13 protein-coding genes and 2 pseudogenes are annotated in these 20,886 nt (G+C 34.7%); 8 read left to right on the forward strand and 7 right to left on the reverse strand.

What is annotated here, in order from left to right; all coding sequences use genetic code 11:
* Positions 1 to 64 precede the first annotated feature (64 nt).
* Positions 65 to 1,455: pseudogene (locus tag IPM92_02815) on the reverse strand (IS3 family transposase).
* 207 nt (positions 1,456 to 1,662) lie between these two features.
* Between IPM92_02815 and IPM92_02820 the strand changes: the two are divergent.
* Complete coding sequence (locus tag IPM92_02820; protein MBK9107326.1) at positions 1,663 to 1,836, forward strand: hypothetical protein; 174 nt, start codon at positions 1,663 to 1,665, stop codon at positions 1,834 to 1,836.
* A 10-nt stretch (positions 1,837 to 1,846) separates the two neighbouring features.
* Positions 1,847 to 2,338 carry a hypothetical protein gene (locus tag IPM92_02825; GenBank protein ID MBK9107327.1) on the forward strand — a complete coding sequence of 164 codons (492 nt, stop codon included), beginning with the start codon at positions 1,847 to 1,849 and terminating at the stop codon, positions 2,336 to 2,338.
* Between the two features lie 100 nt (positions 2,339 to 2,438).
* On the opposite strand, the gene IPM92_02830 is transcribed toward IPM92_02825, so the two are convergent.
* Together IPM92_02830 and IPM92_02835 are read right to left on the reverse strand one after the other, a co-directional pair.
* Entirely contained in the window at positions 2,439 to 3,428 is a 990-nt protein-coding gene (locus tag IPM92_02830) for a hypothetical protein (protein ID MBK9107328.1), read from the reverse strand.
* A gap of 11 nt (positions 3,429 to 3,439) precedes the next feature.
* On the reverse strand, positions 3,440 to 4,360 hold the full coding sequence (locus IPM92_02835; GenBank protein MBK9107329.1) for a hypothetical protein: 921 nt from the start codon (positions 4,358 to 4,360) through the stop codon (positions 3,440 to 3,442).
* 334 nt (positions 4,361 to 4,694) lie between these two features.
* On the opposite strand from IPM92_02835, the gene IPM92_02840 reads away from it, so the two are divergent.
* The 5 genes and pseudogenes from IPM92_02840 (at position 4,695) to IPM92_02860 (ending at position 13,153) form a co-directional block, all read left to right on the forward strand.
* Positions 4,695 to 5,012 carry a hypothetical protein gene (locus IPM92_02840; protein ID MBK9107330.1) on the forward strand — a complete coding sequence of 106 codons (318 nt, stop codon included), beginning with the start codon at positions 4,695 to 4,697 and terminating at the stop codon, positions 5,010 to 5,012.
* A 96-nt stretch (positions 5,013 to 5,108) separates the two neighbouring features.
* Positions 5,109 to 9,463: pseudogene (locus tag IPM92_02845) on the forward strand (CusA/CzcA family heavy metal efflux RND transporter).
* Positions 9,464 to 9,474: 11 nt separating this feature from the next.
* Positions 9,475 to 10,815 (forward strand): efflux RND transporter periplasmic adaptor subunit, encoded by a 1,341-nt coding sequence (locus tag IPM92_02850; protein MBK9107331.1) that lies wholly within the window; start codon positions 9,475 to 9,477, stop codon positions 10,813 to 10,815.
* Between the two features lie 37 nt (positions 10,816 to 10,852).
* Positions 10,853 to 11,140 carry a hypothetical protein gene (locus IPM92_02855; GenBank protein ID MBK9107332.1) on the forward strand — a complete coding sequence of 96 codons (288 nt, stop codon included), beginning with the start codon at positions 10,853 to 10,855 and terminating at the stop codon, positions 11,138 to 11,140.
* A 129-nt stretch (positions 11,141 to 11,269) separates the two neighbouring features.
* Positions 11,270 to 13,153 (forward strand): cation-translocating P-type ATPase, encoded by a 1,884-nt coding sequence (locus IPM92_02860; GenBank protein ID MBK9107333.1) that lies wholly within the window; start codon positions 11,270 to 11,272, stop codon positions 13,151 to 13,153.
* A 377-nt stretch (positions 13,154 to 13,530) separates the two neighbouring features.
* On the opposite strand, the gene IPM92_02865 is transcribed toward IPM92_02860, so the two are convergent.
* Positions 13,531 to 13,800: a helix-turn-helix domain-containing protein gene (locus IPM92_02865; protein ID MBK9107334.1), complete on the reverse strand. Its 270-nt coding sequence runs from the start codon at positions 13,798 to 13,800 to the stop codon at positions 13,531 to 13,533.
* A 260-nt stretch (positions 13,801 to 14,060) separates the two neighbouring features.
* Between IPM92_02865 and IPM92_02870 the strand changes: the two genes are divergently transcribed.
* Positions 14,061 to 15,451, forward strand: a protein-coding gene (locus tag IPM92_02870) for an IS3 family transposase (protein MBK9107335.1) whose coding sequence is annotated in 2 segments (ribosomal slippage) — positions 14,061 to 14,385 and positions 14,385 to 15,451 — 1,392 coding nt in all. Because the reading frame shifts where the segments join, the coding sequence is not laid out codon by codon here.
* An 87-nt stretch (positions 15,452 to 15,538) separates the two neighbouring features.
* Here IPM92_02870 and IPM92_02875 read toward each other — a convergent pair.
* The 3 genes from IPM92_02875 to IPM92_02885 form a co-directional block, all read right to left on the reverse strand.
* Positions 15,539 to 17,377: a hypothetical protein gene (locus IPM92_02875; protein ID MBK9107336.1), complete on the reverse strand. Its 1,839-nt coding sequence runs from the start codon at positions 17,375 to 17,377 to the stop codon at positions 15,539 to 15,541.
* A gap of 1,458 nt (positions 17,378 to 18,835) precedes the next feature.
* The gene (locus IPM92_02880) at positions 18,836 to 19,720 is read right to left on the reverse strand and encodes a DDE-type integrase/transposase/recombinase (protein ID MBK9107337.1); all 885 of its coding nucleotides are present in this window, start codon (positions 19,718 to 19,720) and stop codon (positions 18,836 to 18,838) included.
* A gap of 423 nt (positions 19,721 to 20,143) precedes the next feature.
* The gene (locus tag IPM92_02885) at positions 20,144 to 20,689 is read right to left on the reverse strand and encodes a hypothetical protein (GenBank protein ID MBK9107338.1); all 546 of its coding nucleotides are present in this window, start codon (positions 20,687 to 20,689) and stop codon (positions 20,144 to 20,146) included.
* Positions 20,690 to 20,886: the final 197 nt, after the last annotated feature.

Genomic DNA, 20,886 nt, shown 5'->3' on the forward strand with positions numbered 1-20,886 from the left:
CAGCAACCCTGAGAATTGTATGTCGTCAAAGTAATTTGAACTTATCACTAATTAGTGTTTCTATTTAATTCAAAGCTAATTCTTTTTGTTTATAAATATTAATTTTAATGGGAAATAATTTTTCATATTCAATTTTTCTATCCCTAAAACATTGTAGTTTAATTCTTTCTCTTTCTTTTAAAATGAGGTCGCCACGGCCAAAATAAACATCGGCAGGAGTTAAATTTTCTAGTGATTCATGGTATCTTTCATTGTTATAAGTTTGCACAAATTTTTCTAAAGCTCTTTCCAATTCCTCAGGGCAATAATAATTATCAAGTTTTACGACGTTTTTCATTGTCCTATGATATCGTTCAATCTTGCCTTGCGTTTGAGGATGGAATGGCCTTCCATGTATCTGGTCTATATCATAGAATTTTTTCAAATAATTTTTTAAATCAGAAGCTATATAGCAAGAGCCATTGTCAGACAATAATTTAGGTCGTTGTTTAGTGACAATTTTAGCTTTGATGATTGCTCTATCAACGGTCCTTTTTACATCCTCCACTTTCATGCCTTTGCAGAGTTCCCAGTGGACAATATATCTGCTGTAATCATCTAAAACAGTACTTAAGTAATACCAACCCCAGCCTAAGATTTTAAAGTAGGTAAAGTCTGTTTGCCACATCTGATTTACGAATGCAGTCTTTTTTACTAAATTCATCTGCTGCTGTTATAAAAATATGTGCAGGAGCCGTAATCAATCCTCTTTCTTTTAGAATTCTATAGACGCTTGATTCTGATATAAATATTTGTTGTTCATCCGTAAGTTTATAAGCAAGTTCCCTGGATGATAAATGAGGAAACTCCAATGCAAGTATGACAACAATATTCTTTTGCTCTTGTGGAATACTGTTCCATTGCCTTCTGTTAGTACGTTTACTGGGAGCCAATCCATCCACACCATGATCAGAATAAGCTTTATACCAGTTATAAAAAAGTACTTTTATTAAGTCCAATCTCTCGAAGTGTTTTGTTAACCCCAATTTGGGAACCAACTACGATATTGATTAACTCTTGTTTTTCCGAAGCTGTAAATCTCATATACTTATTGAATTTTACGGTTATTCCAGCACGGACAAGCTTTTTTTACAATATCATATCGAAGTACCAAATCAGCAACCATCTCTTTTAAACGCTGATTTTCCTTTCTAAGCTCTAATACTTCATCACTTGTGGCTTCCTGGTTGTATCACCGGATAATCGCTTCTTTCCTGCTTCCAAGAACTCTTTATTCCATTTGTAAAATTGCGGTTCATGTATTGAATACTTTCGACATAACTCTGCTACTGATATCTCAGCTCTCAATGCTTCCATAACAATTCCTATCTTTTGTTCGGAACTAAATATCCTTCTAGTTCGTCTGCGAATCTCCTTAATGAAGTTTTCTGTGGTTTGTTTCTTCTTTGTTTCCATAATTTGTAAATTTAATTGATCTTGGAAACACTAACTAGTTTTTAGTTATATTTGGTCCACTTTATGCTGACGATTTACACCGTTACTTGGTTTTGGTTGAACACTTAATATACCATCTCTATCCTTTTGGCCAATGTTATTGACAGATTAAACTCTTATCCACATTTTTTTATTGACTTTATTGCAGGTAATAGTTATCATTTAAATATGGACAATAAATTTTTAGAATTGGTAGAAAAGGCTCAGAGTGGTTCAACAACACCCCAAGAAGAGCTGGCTCTGCTTGAAGTATTAAACAGTTCAATAGTTTCTCTTCGCCTATTATTAAAAGAAGTAAAGATTGAACAGTTGAAACAATCTATTACCAAGTCTAACCAGTAATTATATGAATTTGGAAGAAAATAAAAACGGGAATGAAACAGAGAAGAAATTAAATGAAAATCCGCAACTTCATGAACAATCAGTCGAAGAAAAAACTGATGCCAATATTGAATCATTGGCAAGTACTCTTGATGTTAACTTAAGGAATGCAGAAAAAGAAATCGCAGATGTTGGAGGATCTGAAGGTATAAAAAACACCTTACAGTCTATGGATAGCGCTAAATTAAAAGAATTGCAGGACAAAATTACAATGCAAGAAAAAAGTTATGCAAAAACTAAAAGAGATTTGGCTTTTTTTACTGAGGTATCTGTTCCTCTAATTGCATTATTGAGGGATGATATATTAGGAGATAAATTAAAAAGTTTTGCAGCGAGTTTATTTATAACCGGCTCCGGTATGGGTCCACTTTTGGTTATGACCACGGGAATAAAAGCAATTCAAGAAAAATTAAAACTAAGTCTTTTAAAGAGAAAAGAAAGTAAATTAAGCACTCTAAATTAGTAGAACCTAATCAAATATTTAATTCAATTTAAGAGAGATATGAAAGCCTTAAATTTAATTGATTATGAAGGATTTACTTCATCAATTTGTAAAAATCACATTAGTGTTTTTCATGATGGTCGTCATGTCCCTTATTTTGAAGTAAGTCATTAATCAATTCTTGCCTAGTTTTTTTTACTTCTACATACACTTGTTCCAGCAAAGATGAATTATTTTCGTTTAGTGCCATCAAAATTAAACGCCATCTGCCTTCATGTCCCGGTTTTAATTTTCTACAGATAATTTCTTTTCTTTCACAATCTTCTCGTAAATGACTAGCTAAGTCCGGTCCTTGATTTTTGGATATTGCAACTCTACAGGATTTTATCAACATGCTATATGCTTCAGGGTGCCCATAATCATGGTCTTTGTCATCTTGAATATAAGGCTCGGCGTTCACTAAAATAATATGATAATCGCTATTCTCTGATTCTTTATCACCAGCACTTATCCATACTTCCTTTTCATCATGATTACTTGCATCACCTTTATCACCACATCCAGGACAATTCACTAAATAAATTTTAGAATTTGGTTTTGCTTTTAGCAATTCAACTATCTTAGCTTTTGCCGTTAATTCATCCTCGCAATAATTCACGTTTTTGTTATTCGTATCTGATGTTTTTTCATTACCAGAAATGATTACTATGGTTTTATCTGTATTGTTTTTTATCCAATCAATAGTCGAACCCTTATTACCCCTTGGGGCTAGCAATTCTTGAGGAGGAACACTATCCCTAAAATAAACAGGAAGCCAAGTATTGTATAAATTAAAGGTTGGATCTGCAATATTTTCAAATGCAAAGGCCTCAATTGAGACAGATGCATTATTAATATCAACACGATTAATCTTAATAGGCTTAGGAAGCAAAAAGAAGTCCTCATCATACTCATCAGGTGTTAACAGCTTAGAGAAGTAATCCGGGAACTTGCCTGTCGTTGATAATGGTTGGTCACAGATAATTTCTATTGCATACAACTTTGGCATCTTTTCTCCACAGGATAAAAATAAGATTGTTATAAGCAATGATAGAAATGCTATTCTCTTCATAAAGTTTGAATTTATTGATTTAACTGAATCTGTTTACATGCGGCAATGATTCCCATTTTGGCTTTCACATCTGTATTACGTGCAAGTAAGTTGTTTATATCTTCATCCCTAATTATGTAAGCATACTTTAAAACTATTTTATCATCATCTTCTTTAACTATTTCTGTATATCCTGATTTTGCTGTTGTATACTTCCCAACGTATTTTATTTCAGTATCGTCAATATTTGGTTCATCATTGATGTTCATTACTTGATTATATCTGGCAATCGCCTTCTTTTTATGAAACCAAAAGAGGGAATGTATTAATGTGTTCTCAGTAGCAATAATATGAAATAATGCAACCAATATAGCTAATGTAATTACCATTTTGCCGTTAGCAGTATTTACTATATTGTAAGGAATGGTGCTAGCATAAGTATGAATTTTCCAATAAGCAACACCGAATATGGCTGCATTTGTAGTCCAAGTCACTAAATTGCACCACAATAAATTATTTTCAACAGGAGGTAAGAGTGCTTTATCATTTTCTTTCTTCCTATTTTGATACTGATTTTGCGTCTCATCTTTCCTTTCTAACTTTGAATCCAACTCATAGAAAAGCTTCAAGTTTTTATTTGCCACTTTATCTAAGAATTTTAAACCCAATTTAAGTAAAAGAAAAGGTAAAATTGCGAGAACAATATCGGCACCTATTTGAATAAACACAAAAGCTGGCTTTACACCTGCTTTCATTAAAATATTGATAGCAAGATAAACATCGCCCCAGATCGCGATAAAGGTTAGAATATAAAGCAACGGAATAATCGCAGAAACTTCACCATACATAGCTGGAGCTTTATGATTACCTAATTCAACATGTACTCTCTTTAAAACTAATTTCCAGAACTCTTTTAAGTCACTAGTAGGTTCTATTTTATTAGATAAACTCATTTGTAGCTAAATTTTTGTGCCTGACAACAATTTTGGCATTATGAAATAAATTGAAGTTTAAATTATTTTTTGAATTTGAGGTTTGTAGACGATTTACCTTCAATATTTGAGAACAGTTGGCATAAAAATAATAAAATAGCTTTAATTATAAGCAATTATCAGCTTATTATCTTACATATTGATAGCTGATATGTATATTCTATTGGTTAAAAGGCCAAAAGAATCATTAATTATTCTTTCCTTTGAACATTAAATATTAGGAATACGTTAATTTTTATTATTCAATAGTATATTGTATATCAGCGTATAATCTTGTTTTTGTATCTTCGAAGTCATGAAATTTTTTACAATCACATTCAGCCTCTATATTCTGGTACTATCATTGGTTCCATGTGGCGATGTGCATGATTGTAATGAGGTACAAATCACTTATATCTCAGCCAATGCAGACACTGACCACCACAAGCATGAAACCGACACTTGCACCCCTTTTTGCATCTGTTCCTGCTGTGGTACTTCTGTTATTAATATGCATGATCCGGCGACTTTTTCAGATATAGTCCTGGTCCACTCTAAGGACTTGCCTGTTTACATGCAGACTTTCCTTTCCATAGCTTATTTCCACATTTGGCAACCGCCAAAAATCAGTTGAAGAATCCTTAAAGTATCCTTCATACGGATACTATTCTAATGGCTTACAGGACTAAGTCCTCATAAGTTATTTTTTCATTCTTTAGTTGATTTCAAAATGTTAGATAAAATAATTGCTTTTAGCATTAATAATAAATTCATCATTGGCTTGATGACATTTGCGCTCATTATTTGGGGCGTTTGGAGTGCGGGTAAATTACCCATTGATGCCCTTCCTGATATCACCAACAACCAGGTTCAAATAATAACACTATGTCCAACTCTTGCCGGACAGGAAGTGGAACAATTAGTGACATACCCTATCGAACAAAGCGTAGCCAACTTACCGGATTTGGTGGAGCTGCGTAGTATCTCTCGTTTTGGGCTTTCAGTAATTACTGCTGTATTTGATGACAAAGTGGACATCTATTTCGCACGGCAACTCATTAATGAAAAACTAAAAGAAGCAGAAGAAAAGATTCCTGAGGGAATTGGTACTCCTGAATTAGCGCCTGTTAGTACGGGCTTGGGGAGGTATACCAATATATCATTCACCCGAAAAAGGGTAGTGAAAATAAATACACAGCAATGGATCTGCGCACGATGCAGGATTGGATTGTTGCGCGTCAATTGTATGGTACATCTGGCATTGCAGAAGTAAACAGTTTTGGAGGACAACTTAAACAATACGAAGTAGCTGTCAATCCGGACCGTATGATTGCAATGGGGATAAGCATTCCCGAAATTTTTACGGCTTTAGAAAAGAACAACGAAAACACCGGCGGAGCATACATTGACAAAAAGCCGAATGCTTATTTTATTCGCGGAGTAGGATTGATTGGTTCTTTTGATGATATCAAAAATATTGCAGTTAAGAATAGCCCCAACGGGATTCCCATTTTAATTAAAGATGTGGCCGATGTTCGTTTCGGATCTGCAGTTCGTTACGGAGCACTTACTTTTAATGGTGAAGTTGATGCAGTTGGTGGTGTAGTGATGATGCTGAAAGGTGCAAATAGCGCTGAAGTCGTAAACCGTGTGAAAGAGAAAATGCAAACCATTCAAAAATCACTACCGGTTGATATAGTCATAGAACCCTATTTAGACAGAACCGACTTAGTAAATCGTGCAATTTCAACTGTTGAAAGAAACCTGATTGAAGGAGCATTGATTGTAATTTTCATTTTGGTCTTATTCCTGGGAAACCTTCGTGCAGGACTGATTGTAGCATCAGCCATTCCTTTATCCATGTTGTTTGCATTGGGAATGATGAATGTATTTGGCGTGAGCGCAAATTTGATGAGTTTGGGTGCAATTGATTTTGGTTTGATTGTAGATGGTGCCGTAATAATTGTAGAGGCCACGATGCATCATCTGGGTTTGCGTAAAAGAATTGATAGACTTAGTCAGGCTGAAATGGATGCGGAAGTTTTCAAATCGGCCTCAAAGATCAGAAACAGTGCTGCATTCGGTGAGATCATTATCCTGATAGTATATATACCAATACTTACTCTCATAGGTATTGAAGGTAAAATGTTCAGACCAATGGGACAGACGGTTGGTTTTGCAATTTTTGGTGCTTTGATTTTATCAATTACATATATACCAATGATGTGTGCACAGTTTTTATCAAAAAATGTTTCACACAAACGAACTTTCAGCGACAGAATGATGGAATTTTTTCAGCGTATTTATGCACCACTTTTGCAAATGGCTATCAAAGCTAAACTTTATGTGGTTGGATTAACTGTTGCAATATTTATTATTACTTCTGTTATTTTTTCAAGAATGGGTGGCGAATTTATTCCAACATTGGCAGAAGGCGATTTTGCATTTCATTGCATCTTATCACAAGGCACATCATTATCGCAAAGTATAGAAACATCGATGCAGGCTTCCCGGCTAATCAAAGAATTTGATGAGGTCAAAATGGTGGTAGGTAAAACAGGAAGTGCTGAAGTGCCTACAGACCCAATGCCACCTGAAGCCAGTGATATGATGATTATACTCAAACCTCAAAGTGAATGGAAACGGGATATTTCTTATGATGAGCTGGCGGATGAAATTTATGAAAATTAGAAAACATTCCCGGAGTATTCTTTGAAAAAGTCAACCTATACAAATGCGTTTTAATGAGCTAATGACAGGCATAAGACAAGATGTAGCCGTAAAGATTTTTGGTGAAAATATGGACACCCTTTTAAAGTATGCCAACAAAGTAAATGCGGTTGTCAATAATGTGGAAGGCGCCACAGAACCCAGTGTTGAACGAGTGGCAGGTCTGCCACAAATTGTTATCAACTATAATCGTGCGCAAATTGCAAACAATGGTTTAAATATTGAGGACATTAATCATATTGTCAGCACCGCTTTTGCAGGTGGTGAAGCGGGCGTTGTATTTGAAAATGAACGAAAATTCGATTTGGTGGTCCGCTTGGACAGTACTCACAGAAACAATATAGAAGACGTAAGTCATTTGTATATACCCACCGCTAACGGAACTCAAATTCCATTATCCCAGGTTGCAGAAATAAAAATGGAATTGGGTCCGGCACAAATAAGTCGTGAAGATGGAAAGCGTAGAATTGTAGTGGGTTTTAACGTCAAAGGTAGAGATGTGGCTAGTGTGGTCACTGACATTCAAAAACAATTGGATGAAAAAGTAAAATTACCGGAAGGATATTATTATACCTATGGAGGAACATTCGAAAATTTACAAGCAGCATCAGCACGATTGATGGTTGCTGTACCGGTTGCTCTTGCACTTATCTTTATGCTACTCTATTTTACATTCACATCTATTTCACAAGCAACGCTCATTTTTACAGCTATACCAATGGCTGCTATCGGCGGTGTTTTTGCATTATTGATTCGTGACATGCCTTTTAGCATTTCTGCAGGGGTAGGATTTATTGCATTGTTTGGAGTGGCTGTCTTGAATGGAATTGTATTAGTCGGCACATTTAATCAATTGGAGAAAGAAGGAGTTACTGACATTCTGCAAAGAATAAAGGAAGGCACTAAAATCCGATTGCGGCCTGTGTTAATGACTGCTACGGTAGCCTCACTTGGATTTTTGCCGATGGCGCTTTCGCATGGTGCCGGCGCTGAGGTTCAAAAACCATTGGCCACCATTGTAATTGGCGGACTTATCACAGCAACATTTCTTACCCTTTTTGTATTGCCATTGCTATATATTTTGTTTTCTAAAAAAAGTAAAATTTATAAGGAGTTATGACTAAAATTATTTTATTGATTGCGATATTCTCTTTCAGTGATATCCATTCACAAGCATTGCCAAAAACCCTTACGGGTGAGAATGCTATATCTACGGCGTTAAAAAATAACCTGGAATTGCAATCGCAACAACTAAGCGTACAATCTTCCAGCGCATTACGGAAATCGGTGTTTGAACTACCAAAGACAGAAATCAACTTTCAGTACGGACAGTTCAATAGCATACAAAAGGATAATGCATTTGAGATTTCACAAACCATTCCATTTCCCACTTACTTTACTGCTAAATCCCGCTTGTATAAAGCGGAATTACTAGGAAGTGAACTGCGGCAGCAAGCTACCATTAACCTGATAAAAGCACAGGTACAATCTAATTTCTATCAGTTGTTGTATTTGCAATCAGCCAAAAAGCAATTGCAATCTTTAGACAGCTTGCTGAACGATTTTGTGAAAGCTGCTGCACTGCGATATAGGTCAGGTGAAACCAATTTATTAGAAAAGACAACGGCCGAAACCAAACGGGGACAGCTTTCACTTCTGCTCAAACAAAACGAAACCGAATATGCAATGGCATACAATTCTCTAAAAGTACTGATGAATACGGATGAAAATTTTGAAATCAGCGAGAATGAAACATTTGAGCCATTAACCATAAGCAACAACTTAGATACTTCGCTGATTAATAATAATCCTTCCATTAAATTAATGTATCAGCAAGCAATCATTGCAGAACAAAACAAAAGAGTAGAAAAATCAGCAGTATTACCCGATTTTACAGTTGGTTATTTCAATCAATCTTTAATTGGAACACAAATGGTAGATGGGGAAGATGTGTTTTTTGACCGAAGCAAACGCTTTCAGGGAATAAATATTGGCATCAACATTCCCCTTACATTTTTCAGCAACTCTGCAAAAATTAAATCACTCAATTACAAACAGCAATCTTTACTAAAAGAAGCCGAGAGCGGAGCGGTGGTATTGCAATTGCAATTGGAAAACGCCTTTCAGCAGTACAATCAAAATTACTCCCAATACAATTATTATAAATCAATTGCAATCCCCAATGTAGACATCATCATCAATACAGCAAGGATAGGATTTAGAAGTGGCGACATAGGTTACATCGAATATACCCAGGCATTGCAAACCGCAATCGATGTTCATCTCAATGCTCTGCAATCCGTAAACCAACTGAATCAATCGGTAATTAATATTAATTTCATAATCAACAAATAAAATAGTTCAAGATGAATAAGTTTATTTTAATCATATCTATTGCAACAATGAGCTTGTTACTTTCTTCATGTGGCGATCGTAAGAAGGTTGATCCACATAATCACGGCGAAGAAACTGCGCATGGAGAAGAAGGACACCATGATGAGCATGAAAACACCAATACGACTATGCTCACCGCCGAACAAATGAAATCCATAAAAATCGAATTGGGTAGTATTGAGAAAAAGCAACTCACTGCTTCAGTAAAAGCCAATGGCATATTAAAGGTGCCAAATCAAAACAAAGCTACAGCCACAGCCATGATGGGTGGTGTTATCAAATCTATTTTGATTCAGACAGGTAATCCTGTAAAAAAAGGACAAACTATCGCCAGGATCACAAATAACGCTTTTATTGCAATGCAGCAAGAATATATTTCTGTGTTGGCAAAAGCAGATTTAGCGCAACACGAATATAATCGTCAGAAAGAATTGCAGGAAGGAAACGCAGGAGCATTAAAAAACCTACAATCAAGTGAGGCCGAACTAAAAACATTAAGAGCACGTAAGGCAAGTTTGAAGAAGCAGCTTGAGTCAATCGGTATTAGCACCGCCGCACTCACTAGCGAAAACATACAGACAGTTGTAAGTATAACAAGTCCGATTAATGGTGCCATTAGCAATGTAATGGTAAACATCGGCAGTTTTGTTGAAGCAAATAACTCGATTGCCGAAATAGTGGACAATAGTCAATTGCATCTGGATTTATATGTTTATGAAAAGGATTTGGCAAAATTAAAAGTAGGGCAGACTATCCATTTTACTCTTACCAATAACCCGGGTAAGGAATATGACGCCGTGGTTTTTAGTATAAGCAATACGTTTGAACAAGCCAACAAAGCGATAGCAGTACACGCAAAAGTACAAGGCAACAAAAAAGGGCTCATTGATGGTATGTCCATTACTGCCTTGGTAAGTCTGGAAAATGCTAATGTAGACGCGGTCCCAACAACTGCCATTATCAATCATGAGGGGCAGGATTACATCTTCATTGTCTCAGATGCACATGCTGAAGAAGAACATCACGAACATAAAGAACCCGGAGAAACACATGAACATGACGAGCATGGACATCAGCATAGCGAAAAGGAAGAAAGAGATCATAAAGAAAAAGGTACACATAAGGAAGAAGGTGCACAAAGAGAGGAAGGAACGACGTTTGAAAAAATTCCCGTTCGTAAAGGCACCTCCGATGTGGGCTACAGCGAAATCACTTTGTTAAGAGAAATTCCGCCTAATTCAAAAATTGTCACCAATGGTGCTTTTTTTATTTTAGCAAAAATGACGAATAAAGGTGAAGGGCATGCTCATTAATTCAATTAAAAATTATTAATAACTAAATAGTTAAAAAATGAAAACAAAAGTATTTTTTATTATGATGTTATTCACTGCTATAGCATTTGGATTTACATCTTGCGGAAACGCCGAAACAAAAAAAGAAAACAAGCAATCTAAGCACGAACACAAAGAAGGTGAGGCACATCATCACGTTTATCAATGTGCCAATGATTGCGAGAAAGGAAAAACCTATGAGAAACCTGGTAAATGTCCTGTGTGCAATTCCGATTTGAAGGAGGTTCACGAACATAAAGAAGGAGATGGTCATAATCATAAGGAAGGAGATGGTCATAATCATTAAATGATCCTTTATATACCCCAATAGTTTAAATGTAAAACATTTTTTGCTCTTAATGATGCAAAAAAGATCAGAGGTTCGACTCCTCTGTCGGGGCCTAATTGAATAAATGAAGAAAAAAACTTCAAGCCAATGAAACTTCCATTACACGACAATAAATTCATCTTCCTTCTGATTGCGATCGCTATCGTGATTGCATTGGAAGTGTTATCTCTTCTTGGCATTCACATACCAATGCCTTATGCGCCATTCGTCTTTGGAGCATTCATCATCGGAATCGGTTATCCTGTAATTTGGGATGGATTAAAAGCACTTGTGAAACTCAATTTCAGCAGCATTAGTTTGCTTATGTTCATTGCCGTTGTTGGTGCATTTTATTTGGGTGAATACCCCGAAGCTGCAGTAGTAATCGTATTGTATGTATTGGGTGAGCGACTTGAAAAAATTGGAATTGCAAACAGCAAGTCCGCTTTGGACGAACTCATTTCTAAATCACCTAAAGCTGCATTTGTAAAAGAAAGTCAAACAGAAATCCCAATTGATAAAATTCAGATAAATACGATCATTCAGGTAAAACCGCATGATATGATTCCTTTAGATGGAATTATCGAGTTAGGAGAATCGGCTATAGATGAAGCTACGATCACAGGAGAAGCAATTCCAAAAGATAAATACAAGGGCGACACTGTATTTGCCGGTACGCTCAACAAAAGTGGTTTTATAGAAATCAAAACTACTAAGCTTTCTGCCGATACGACTTTTTCTAAAATCATCCAACTTACTTTTGAAGCGAGCGCTAACAAGAGTCCTACACAAAAATTCATTCAGCGTTTCGCAAAAATTTACACGCCATCTATTATTGTTATAGCAAGCTTGCTTTTTATCATTCCAGTTTTTCTTTTGAATCAGGATTTAAATCATTGTCTGGAACAAGCCATTACATTGTTGGTCATCGCTTGCCCTTGTGCATTGGTGATATCGACACCAGTAGCAATCTATGCCGCGTTGGGTAACGCCTCATCAAAAGGCGCACTTGTGAAAGGAGGAAAATATCTTGAAGCATTGGCTCATATCAAGGCGATCTGCCTGGACAAAACAAGAACAATCACATATGGCAATCCGGTTGTTTCAGATGTCTTTCCCTTACAAGGAACCAGTCGGGAAGAACTTTTGGCCTGTAGTGCCGGTGCAGAAATTTTTAGCGAACATCCTTTGGCACAAGCTATTGTTGATGCAGCCCGGAAAGAAGGGTTTGAAATTCATAAAACTGAAAAATTTGAAAGTATCATTGGTAAAGGCGCCATGGCAAAATGTTTGGTATGTGAAGATGAAACCATATTTGTTGGTAAACTCAATTTTATTAGTGAACACCAACCAGTAAGCGATGAAGCCATAGAAATAGTCAAACAACTTTCTGAGCAAGGAAAAACAAGTGTCGTAGTTAGCTTCGGAAAAGGAGTAGCGGGTATTATTGGTTTAATGGATGAAATAAAACCAGATAGTATCGACGCACTCAAAAAAATAATCGAAATGAACATTGAGCCCATCATGCTAACAGGAGATTTAGAAGCCTCAGCAAAATATGTTGCACAGATTGTAAGTATTAAAAAGTTTTACGGCGGATTGTTACCGGAAGATAAGGTAACGCGCGTCAAAGAAATTACGTCTCAATATAAAAATGTAGCCATGGTAGGAGATGGTGTAAACGATGCACCGGCATTGGCACTCTCATCTGTGGGTATCGCAATGGGTGCTGCCGGAAGTGATACTGCTATTGAAACTGCAAACATCGCATTGATGAACGATAAGCTTTCACTCATCCCATTTCTCATTCGATTGAGCAAAGCAACAGTCAATACCATAAAATTTAATACGATTGCTGCCATCCTGGTAAAAGCAATTTTTATTATTCTGGCATTAGTTGGCTTCAGCAATTTGGTATTAGCAATTGCTGCGGATGTTGGAGTAACATTGATTGTAATTTTGATTAGTTTAAACCTGATGAAATTTGAATAGTAATATTGTCAATTTAAAATCATCCAATCCAATTCTCTAGTATAAAATAGCAGTGAGAAATCTTTTGCAAATTGTTTTACTATTTGCTTTTATCCATTTTCAAAATTCAACATAAATTTTGAAGTAAAATCATGATATTTATTCCCTCTCTTTCTCCTTTTCATCCCTACTCTTCTGCCTTATTTGCGATAATTCATTCAAATGATCATTCGTTTGCCCTAATTCATATTCCTTTTGACCTAAAGACATTCCTGATATGTATTAATTAACAATGGGCTGAATGCCCTTCAATAGTGTTGCCAAAATTTGAGGCTCATATTCCGCAAGAAGATAGCCGGTATTGAATCCAGTAATAAATTGTTTTTCGCTCAGTTCCTTCATAAATTATCGCTTGAATGTTTTTCTAAATATTCATTTATTGAATCGGTATCATACAGGATGATCCTTTTTTCTGGATGTGAGAACCGGATTTCACCCTCATCTCGGAGCTTCTGTAGAGTGGTTTTGCTCTTAATTCGAAGCTTTGCCATAGCCTCTTCAGGAGAAATCCATTTGTCCTCTTTTTTGCCTTCCTTTTCTTTAATTCGGGACACCACCATTTCAAAGAGTTTGTAAAATGCTTCATCTTCCAGGCAAATAACTTCCATGAATCAAAAATACGAAATCTTAATGAAGAGAAAGGAGAGAACAAAAACAGGGCAGTTTGTTCTACCTATGTTCTACCTGAGGTAATTAAAAAGGTTCGGAAATCTCCGAACCTAGTACCCGGGGCGGGACTTGAACCCGCACGGCCATCACTGGCCACAGGATTTTAAGTCCTTTCTTTATTGTAAATCGTCAGCATAAAGTGGACCAAATATAACTAAAAACTAGTTAGTGTTTCCAAGATCAATTAAATTTACAAATTATGGAAACAAAGAAGAAACAAACCACAGAAAACTTCATTAAGGAGATTCGCAGACGAACTAGAAGGATATTTAGTTCCGAACAAAAGATAGGAATTGTTATGGAAGCATTGAGAGCTGAGATATCAGTAGCAGAGTTATGTCGAAAGTATTCAATACATGAACCGCAATTTTACAAATGGAATAAAGAGTTCTTGGAAGCAGGAAAGAAGCGATTATCCGGTGATACAACCAGGGAAGCCACAAGTGATGAAGTATTAGAGCTTAGAAAGGAAAATCAGCGTTTAAAAGAGATGGTTGCTGATTTGGTACTTCGATATGATATTGTAAAAAAAAGCTTGTCCGTGCTGGAATAACCGTAAAATTCAATAAGTATATGAGATTTACAGCTTCGGAAAAACAAGAGTTAATCAATATCGTAGTTGGTTCCCAAATTGGGGTTAACAAAACACTTCGAGAGATTGGACTTAATAAAAGTACTTTTTATAACTGGTATAAAGCTTATTCTGATCATGGTGTGGATGGATTGGCTCCCAGTAAACGTACTAACAGAAGGCAATGGAACAGTATTCCACAAGAGCAAAAGAATATTGTTGTCATACTTGCATTGGAGTTTCCTCATTTATCATCCAGGGAACTTGCTTATAAACTTACGGATGAACAACAAATATTTATATCAGAATCAAGCGTCTATAGAATTCTAAAAGAAAGAGGATTGATTACGGCTCCTGCACATATTTTTATAACAGCAGCAGATGAATTTAGTAAAAAGACTGCATTCGTAAATCAGATGTGGCAAACAGACTTTACCTACTTTAAAATCTTAGGCTGGGGTTGGTATTACTTAAGTACTGTTTTAGATGATTACAGCAGATATATTGTCCACTGGGAACTCTGCAAAGGCATGAAAGTGGAGGATGTAAAAAGGACCGTTGATAGAGCAATCATCAAAGCTAAAATTGTCACTAAACAACGACCTAAATTATTGTCTGACAATGGCTCTTGCTATATAGCTTCTGATTTAAAAAATTATTTGAAAAAATTCTATGATATAGACCAGATACATGGAAGGCCATTCCATCCTCAAACGCAAGGCAAGATTGAACGATATCATAGGACAATGAAAAACGTCGTAAAACTTGATAATTATTATTGCCCTGAGGAATTGGAAAGAGCTTTAGAAAAATTTGTGCAAACTTATAACAATGAAAGATACCATGAATCACTAGAAAATTTAACTCCTGCCGATGTTTATTTTGGCCGTGGCGACCTCATTTTAAAAGAAAGAGAAAGAATTAAACTACAATGTTTTAGGGATAGAAAAATTGAATATGAAAAATTATTTCCCATTAAAATTAATATTTATAAACAAAAAGAATTAGCTTTGAATTAAATAGAAACACTAATTAGTGATAAGTTCAAATTACTTTGACGACATACAGTCGGACAAAAGTGAAAAAATTTGTCAAAATTATTTAACTTAATAAAAGGCTTCAACTTTAATGTTATCAATAAATATTTCATTACTTTCGCGATTCCATAAAAATGCTTTGAAAATATCATCTTTCGATCGCACTTCTGGGGTTAAATATATAAATTCAATATATTGCCAAATGTTTCTTGGCAACTTTAAAGTTTCAAAGTTTAGAGATCTCCAAAAATAGACTTTCCCTCGATGTTCCATTTGGGCGCATAAATTAGCATTTACGATACTATCATTGGTAGCAGGTATAAGCACAAAGCATGAAACCCTTAAATAAGAATAATAATGTGGTGTTGTTGCGTTAAATGGAGTCCAAATGTTCTTACTAAATCCATTACCGGCAATTTTCTGCGAATAATTCCCATCATAAACTGGTTCCTTAACGAACGAAGAATCAATACCATATTCCATATCTTCAAAACCAATTATTTTTCTGTTCAAAGTTTTATTCGTATTCAAATTTTCGATACCTTTTTCATTTCGGGCAATTAATAATAAATCATCAGTAGATGGATCTTTTTTTGTTGATAGAAAATTTTTTAAATATGCTGCTTTTGTCATTCTATCCGGATGAATTATTCCTTTATGATATTGCCATGATTGAAATATATTCAATGAAACTACACAAAATAAAATTATAGCCATAATCAATTTCAATATTGAAAATTTGTTATTTAAAAATGACCTATACACTAAAGCCGCAAAAGGCAAGCATAAATAACTATACGAAGGAAGTGCTGCCCGGGAACTAAAACTTCCAGAATACCACCATACGGACCAACTTGAAGTTATATATATGGATGCGATAAAAATACTAATTAAAGTGTAAAATAATCTTAAATTTATTCGATATAAATAAACGAAACCAATTATAGCTAAAATGACCAAAGGAGTATAAATTAACCAGCCTTTTCTAAAACTAAATAGGTAATTGAAAATATGTGGTGTATAAAAATCTAATCCTTCACCAGCGTTGTCATAACTATTAATTAGCCAATGCCCTGTTTCTATTTTCCAGTATAGAAATTGTATCGATCCAATTATGACTAATATTAATAAAGAGTAAATGGGTGCTTTAATATTAGAAATAGTTGATGCTCTAAAAAATTTGAATACAGGATTTTGTGGAGTCCAAAATAGAGGAATTAATAAGGCAATAATCTCTACTGGCCTGATCAATGCCATTAGCCCGCAACATCCTATTGAATAATACCAATATTTCTGATTAATACTATTTTTATATTTTTCTGATAAAAACATCAAGGTAGCATAAAGAAAAAAAAGATAATTGTGTTGCATTAGATTTAAGCCATACATTCCAAAATGTACTGTCATATTTGTCCCAAAATATATACAAATTAATGTAATTTGTGTTATAATGTTTGAAAAGTAATTTTTTAGAAGTTTTTGCAAAAGTATGAATCCTAGTATAGTAACGAGCATGCTTTCGATAAAAATTGACCATTGATATGGTGCAGTAAATCCATCTGGTGCATAACTGAAAATCAAAGATATAATATGCGCTATTAAAAAAAATGGCAGGTAAAGCACTGACATTCCGATGGAATAACGGATTACATAGTTTTGATTATCGATATAACTAAATTGATATAATGTTGGAGAATTCTGATAAGTTTCATTAATTTTAGATGCCCATTCTAGATTAGTAAAATGTAAATTCCAATCTGTAAAAAACTTTGGAAGGTACAAATAATAGCCAAATACATCGTAAGTAAATAGATTATTTGATTTGGTTAGTAAATTAGTTAAAATTATGGTTAAAATTACAATTATAAGACCGAAGTTGTTTCGTATTATATTTAAACTATTGGACATAAAGGAGATTTAAGTTTCAAATATATAATTTTGTGTAGAAATTTAATGTTTGATTTTTATAAATATTCAGGTCTAAATCAGCAATATATTTTCCAATAGTCATTTTACGATTAAGAAATAATCACTTAATATGCAAAACCCGAAGGCTGTGTCTTAGCCCTCTAAATGACTTGGCTAAAAAAAGAAATCAAATTATTCGAAGCAAATTTAGGGAAAATGACGAAACAATGAAGATATTTTACATTCCGACATTAGGTAGGAACCATACCAAATCCGGTGATATGATCTCCGGTATCTGATCCGACGTTGTCCTGAGGCACTCATATGGGTGTACATCATTAGCTTTGAGGGATCCAAATATTGAGTACATCAATGCAATACGCTGTACTGTTCTTCCATCATGAGTAATAGCCGACTCTACGGAGATTCAGCCAGCTGGTACTATCGCGTAATTTAATTCGAAAAAAGAGAATGATTCCTGAGTAAAACAGTAAGGCAGAAGAAACAAACCATAAACATCGCTTATAATTTATTTAGGATACTGCAATTCAAAAGGAAGGTGTAATGGGCTTAGTATACCCGGAAGCGAAAAATCATAATTAAGAATGCGAAAATGTTGAAAACCGAGTCTCTAATGTTAAAAATTGAATTTTTCAATCTAGACTTTTTGCTTTTGAACTCTAATTAAAGTGGGACCAAATAAATGAAAATATTTATTTCAATAAATAAAAGTGCCCTTAATTGTGTGTATGTTAGAAAAGTAAACTGGATATTAATTACTACAATTGTCATTTGCCTTTTTAGCGAGACACTCATTGCAGTACTCTCCACTCGTAGGTTTTGTGGTTTTCTCTACATAATCACTAGTTGGCCAGTTTGAACAATTTCTACAAAAATGCCATGTGTCTTTATCTTTCCTTTTTCGATATGCCATTTTATGGAATTTTAATTATGTAAATGTAAGGTATATTTAAATGCATTAATGAAAAGTATTTCCCCAAATTTAAAATTTAGTATTTCATGCAAAGACATCAACGTATTAACTGTAAATAATTTTTTTGGAAAGAACAATTCTTATACCAATTAAAGCAGATTGTGTATGAATATATTATTAGATAATGAGGTTTAAAGCTAACTTCATCGAATTATAAGTTAAATTGCCTGAGTGAAAATTTCAAAGAATTTAATTCTTCGAAGCGAAGTTTTGACAATTAAAAAAGCCCTCGAACATCAAGTACTTAGGGCTTTAGAATGCTGGACTATTTGATTAGTGCAAACTATCATTTGATTCGAATGCAACAAATCAATTCTAATGGATATATTATCTAGAAATAAATCCATTTATATTCCGCTCATATTTATGAACATTTTTGCCATACGTTGCAAAAACAACTATAAATAGCAAGGTGCAATCTAAGTTCAAGTATAAACAATATGGATTATATGTCAATCCGTATTCTAACCAATAGCTTGGACGGAATTGTTAATAAATTGACTTGGCGTTTTTAAATTTAAACTCAAGTGTAATCTTTCGTAATTGTAGTATTGCAGGTATTTTTTTAATTCGCAATTAATCTTTGAAACATCGTTAGGAAGTTTGTCTAAACATTCTTCTTGTATCGTTCTGTTTACTCTTTCAATATGAGCGTTGTCATTGGGTTTACCGATTCTGGTGTACCTATGGTCTTTGTGGATTCTCGAAGTGAACAATTGAGAGAATTCTGGTCCGTGATCACTTTGTAGCATCTTGAAATGAAATACAGATTTTCTTTGAGCTTCATTTACAAATTTAATGGTTTGTTTACCGTTCATTTTTTCATACGCTTTTGCATATACCCATCTTGAATATACATCAATGAGCACAAATACATACAATCGTTTCTTTTGATCAATCATCCGATGAATGGTATCAATTTGCACCAAATCGCCCGATTTAAGGGGATATGGACGGTCTACGGGTGGATGATATCGTTTCCACTTACTTCTCTTTTTCATTAAGCCATGACGGTCAATGGTTCTTCGTACAGAGTTCAGAGAAACCTTGATTCCTTCATTTAGTAAATGCTGATGCACCACTTCACTCGTTCTTTTTGTTTTGATACGTAGAGCCACAATTCTTTTTACAATCTTTTCTTTTAATTCTTTCGGATGGTGGTGTGGCCTTGAGGATCTAGTCGGTATTGCACCAAATCCATATACTTGTGCTTTCTTGAACCATTTACATATCGTACTAGAACCAACTCCATATATTCGACCAACTTCTTCCTTACTAAATCCTCTCCTTACCATGTAGGCAGCATCTCTGCGTACGTTTGGCATGTGTGGGTTTTTTGTGTATGACATATTTATATATTTTACCCTTAATCCGTCCAAGCTATTGAGATATTACGTCAATCTTGACAAAAAGTGTAAACATTAGTCCAATTTTTTTACCCTATCTAGCAATTTCATTGCTTTTACTAATAAATACGTGCCTTTATTGGATTTGTCAATTGATCGCTCCATCTCAATTGTAATTTGCAAACATAAAATGGCCGCTTGTCTCCAATTATCATTAATAGATTCATTTAAATTATTCTGCTGGATAAAGTATAAGTAATACCATTCTGCCAAATGATAAAAAGTTGCAGCAAATGTTGGATCTTGAAATAAACTTTGAAGACAATATTGAATGCCTTTGATTTATGCATTTCGGGAGTATCTTCTGAAATTGGAGATCTAAAATTATAAATATTTTATTACAAAGGGACTCTTCTTCAATCTAAGCTAAACAACCCCAAACACAAAAACACTTCTGTCTAAATAGTTGCCAATGTCGTGCCAATTAAACCGCATTAAGCAACTATTGCCTAGGTAATTAGTCTTCTCAATTGATGATGGTATTTTAAGGCTATAACTTAATGTAGCTGAAGCCCCCGGTGCAAGATTGAGGCCTGCGAATGCAGGTTGGGTAAGGCGTGGAAATCTTGTATCTACATTTAATAGAAAAGTGCCAATGTTAGGGTCAACATTTCCAGAACCTACCCATACATGGTTAAATAACCAGACAGAATTTACTGGATCCGGATTATAAATACCAATGTTGTAATTAATAGTTCCCCCAGGACTGGTGCTTCCGCTCCAACTCTGGAACCAAATTAATGGTGAGTTTATTCTTTTAAATTTGTCCTCAATTTCAGAGGAGGTAATACCCGTAAAATTTAGATTCTTTGACAGGCCGCGTTGCTTTTCAACTAATTCTGTTATCTTCTTAATATGAAGTTTAATTTCATCGGCTGACCATTTCGGGTTTTGCTTTTTTTCGTTTGGCATAATAATTATTTGATTTGTGAATAAATTATGAGATTTGACACAAATCTAAAATATAAAAACTTTCAATTTGTAAGTAGAAATACTAAATCTAGGTGTAAAAATACTATTACATCTTAGTATTTGTTGATTTAAACCGGAACTACAATAACTCCTGTGCTTTTTAAAGTCGTCAAGTATTATTTTAACTCAATCTAGAA

The organism is Saprospiraceae bacterium (genome assembly GCA_016719615.1).
Lineage (GTDB): Bacteria > Bacteroidota > Bacteroidia > Chitinophagales > Saprospiraceae > Vicinibacter.

Bases quoted from the DNA above. Each gene is read 5' to 3' on its own strand.
- IPM92_02820 (MBK9107326.1), top strand. From the start codon at position 1,663: ATGGACAATAAATTTTTAGAATTGGTAGAAAAGGCTCAGAGTGGTTCA.
- IPM92_02830 (MBK9107328.1), bottom strand. From the start codon at position 3,428: ATGAAGAGAATAGCATTTCTATCATTGCTTATAACAATCTTATTTTTA.
- IPM92_02835 (MBK9107329.1), bottom strand. From the start codon at position 4,360: ATGAGTTTATCTAATAAAATAGAACCTACTAGTGACTTAAAAGAGTTC.
- IPM92_02840 (MBK9107330.1), top strand. From the start codon at position 4,695: ATGAAATTTTTTACAATCACATTCAGCCTCTATATTCTGGTACTATCA.
- IPM92_02850 (MBK9107331.1), top strand. From the start codon at position 9,475: ATGAATAAGTTTATTTTAATCATATCTATTGCAACAATGAGCTTGTTA.
- IPM92_02855 (MBK9107332.1), top strand. From the start codon at position 10,853: ATGAAAACAAAAGTATTTTTTATTATGATGTTATTCACTGCTATAGCA.
- IPM92_02860 (MBK9107333.1), top strand. From the start codon at position 11,270: ATGAAACTTCCATTACACGACAATAAATTCATCTTCCTTCTGATTGCG.
- IPM92_02865 (MBK9107334.1), bottom strand. From the start codon at position 13,800: ATGGAAGTTATTTGCCTGGAAGATGAAGCATTTTACAAACTCTTTGAA.
- IPM92_02875 (MBK9107336.1), bottom strand. From the start codon at position 17,377: ATGTCCAATAGTTTAAATATAATACGAAACAACTTCGGTCTTATAATT.
- IPM92_02880 (MBK9107337.1), bottom strand. From the start codon at position 19,720: ATGTCATACACAAAAAACCCACACATGCCAAACGTACGCAGAGATGCT.
- IPM92_02885 (MBK9107338.1), bottom strand. From the start codon at position 20,689: ATGCCAAACGAAAAAAAGCAAAACCCGAAATGGTCAGCCGATGAAATT.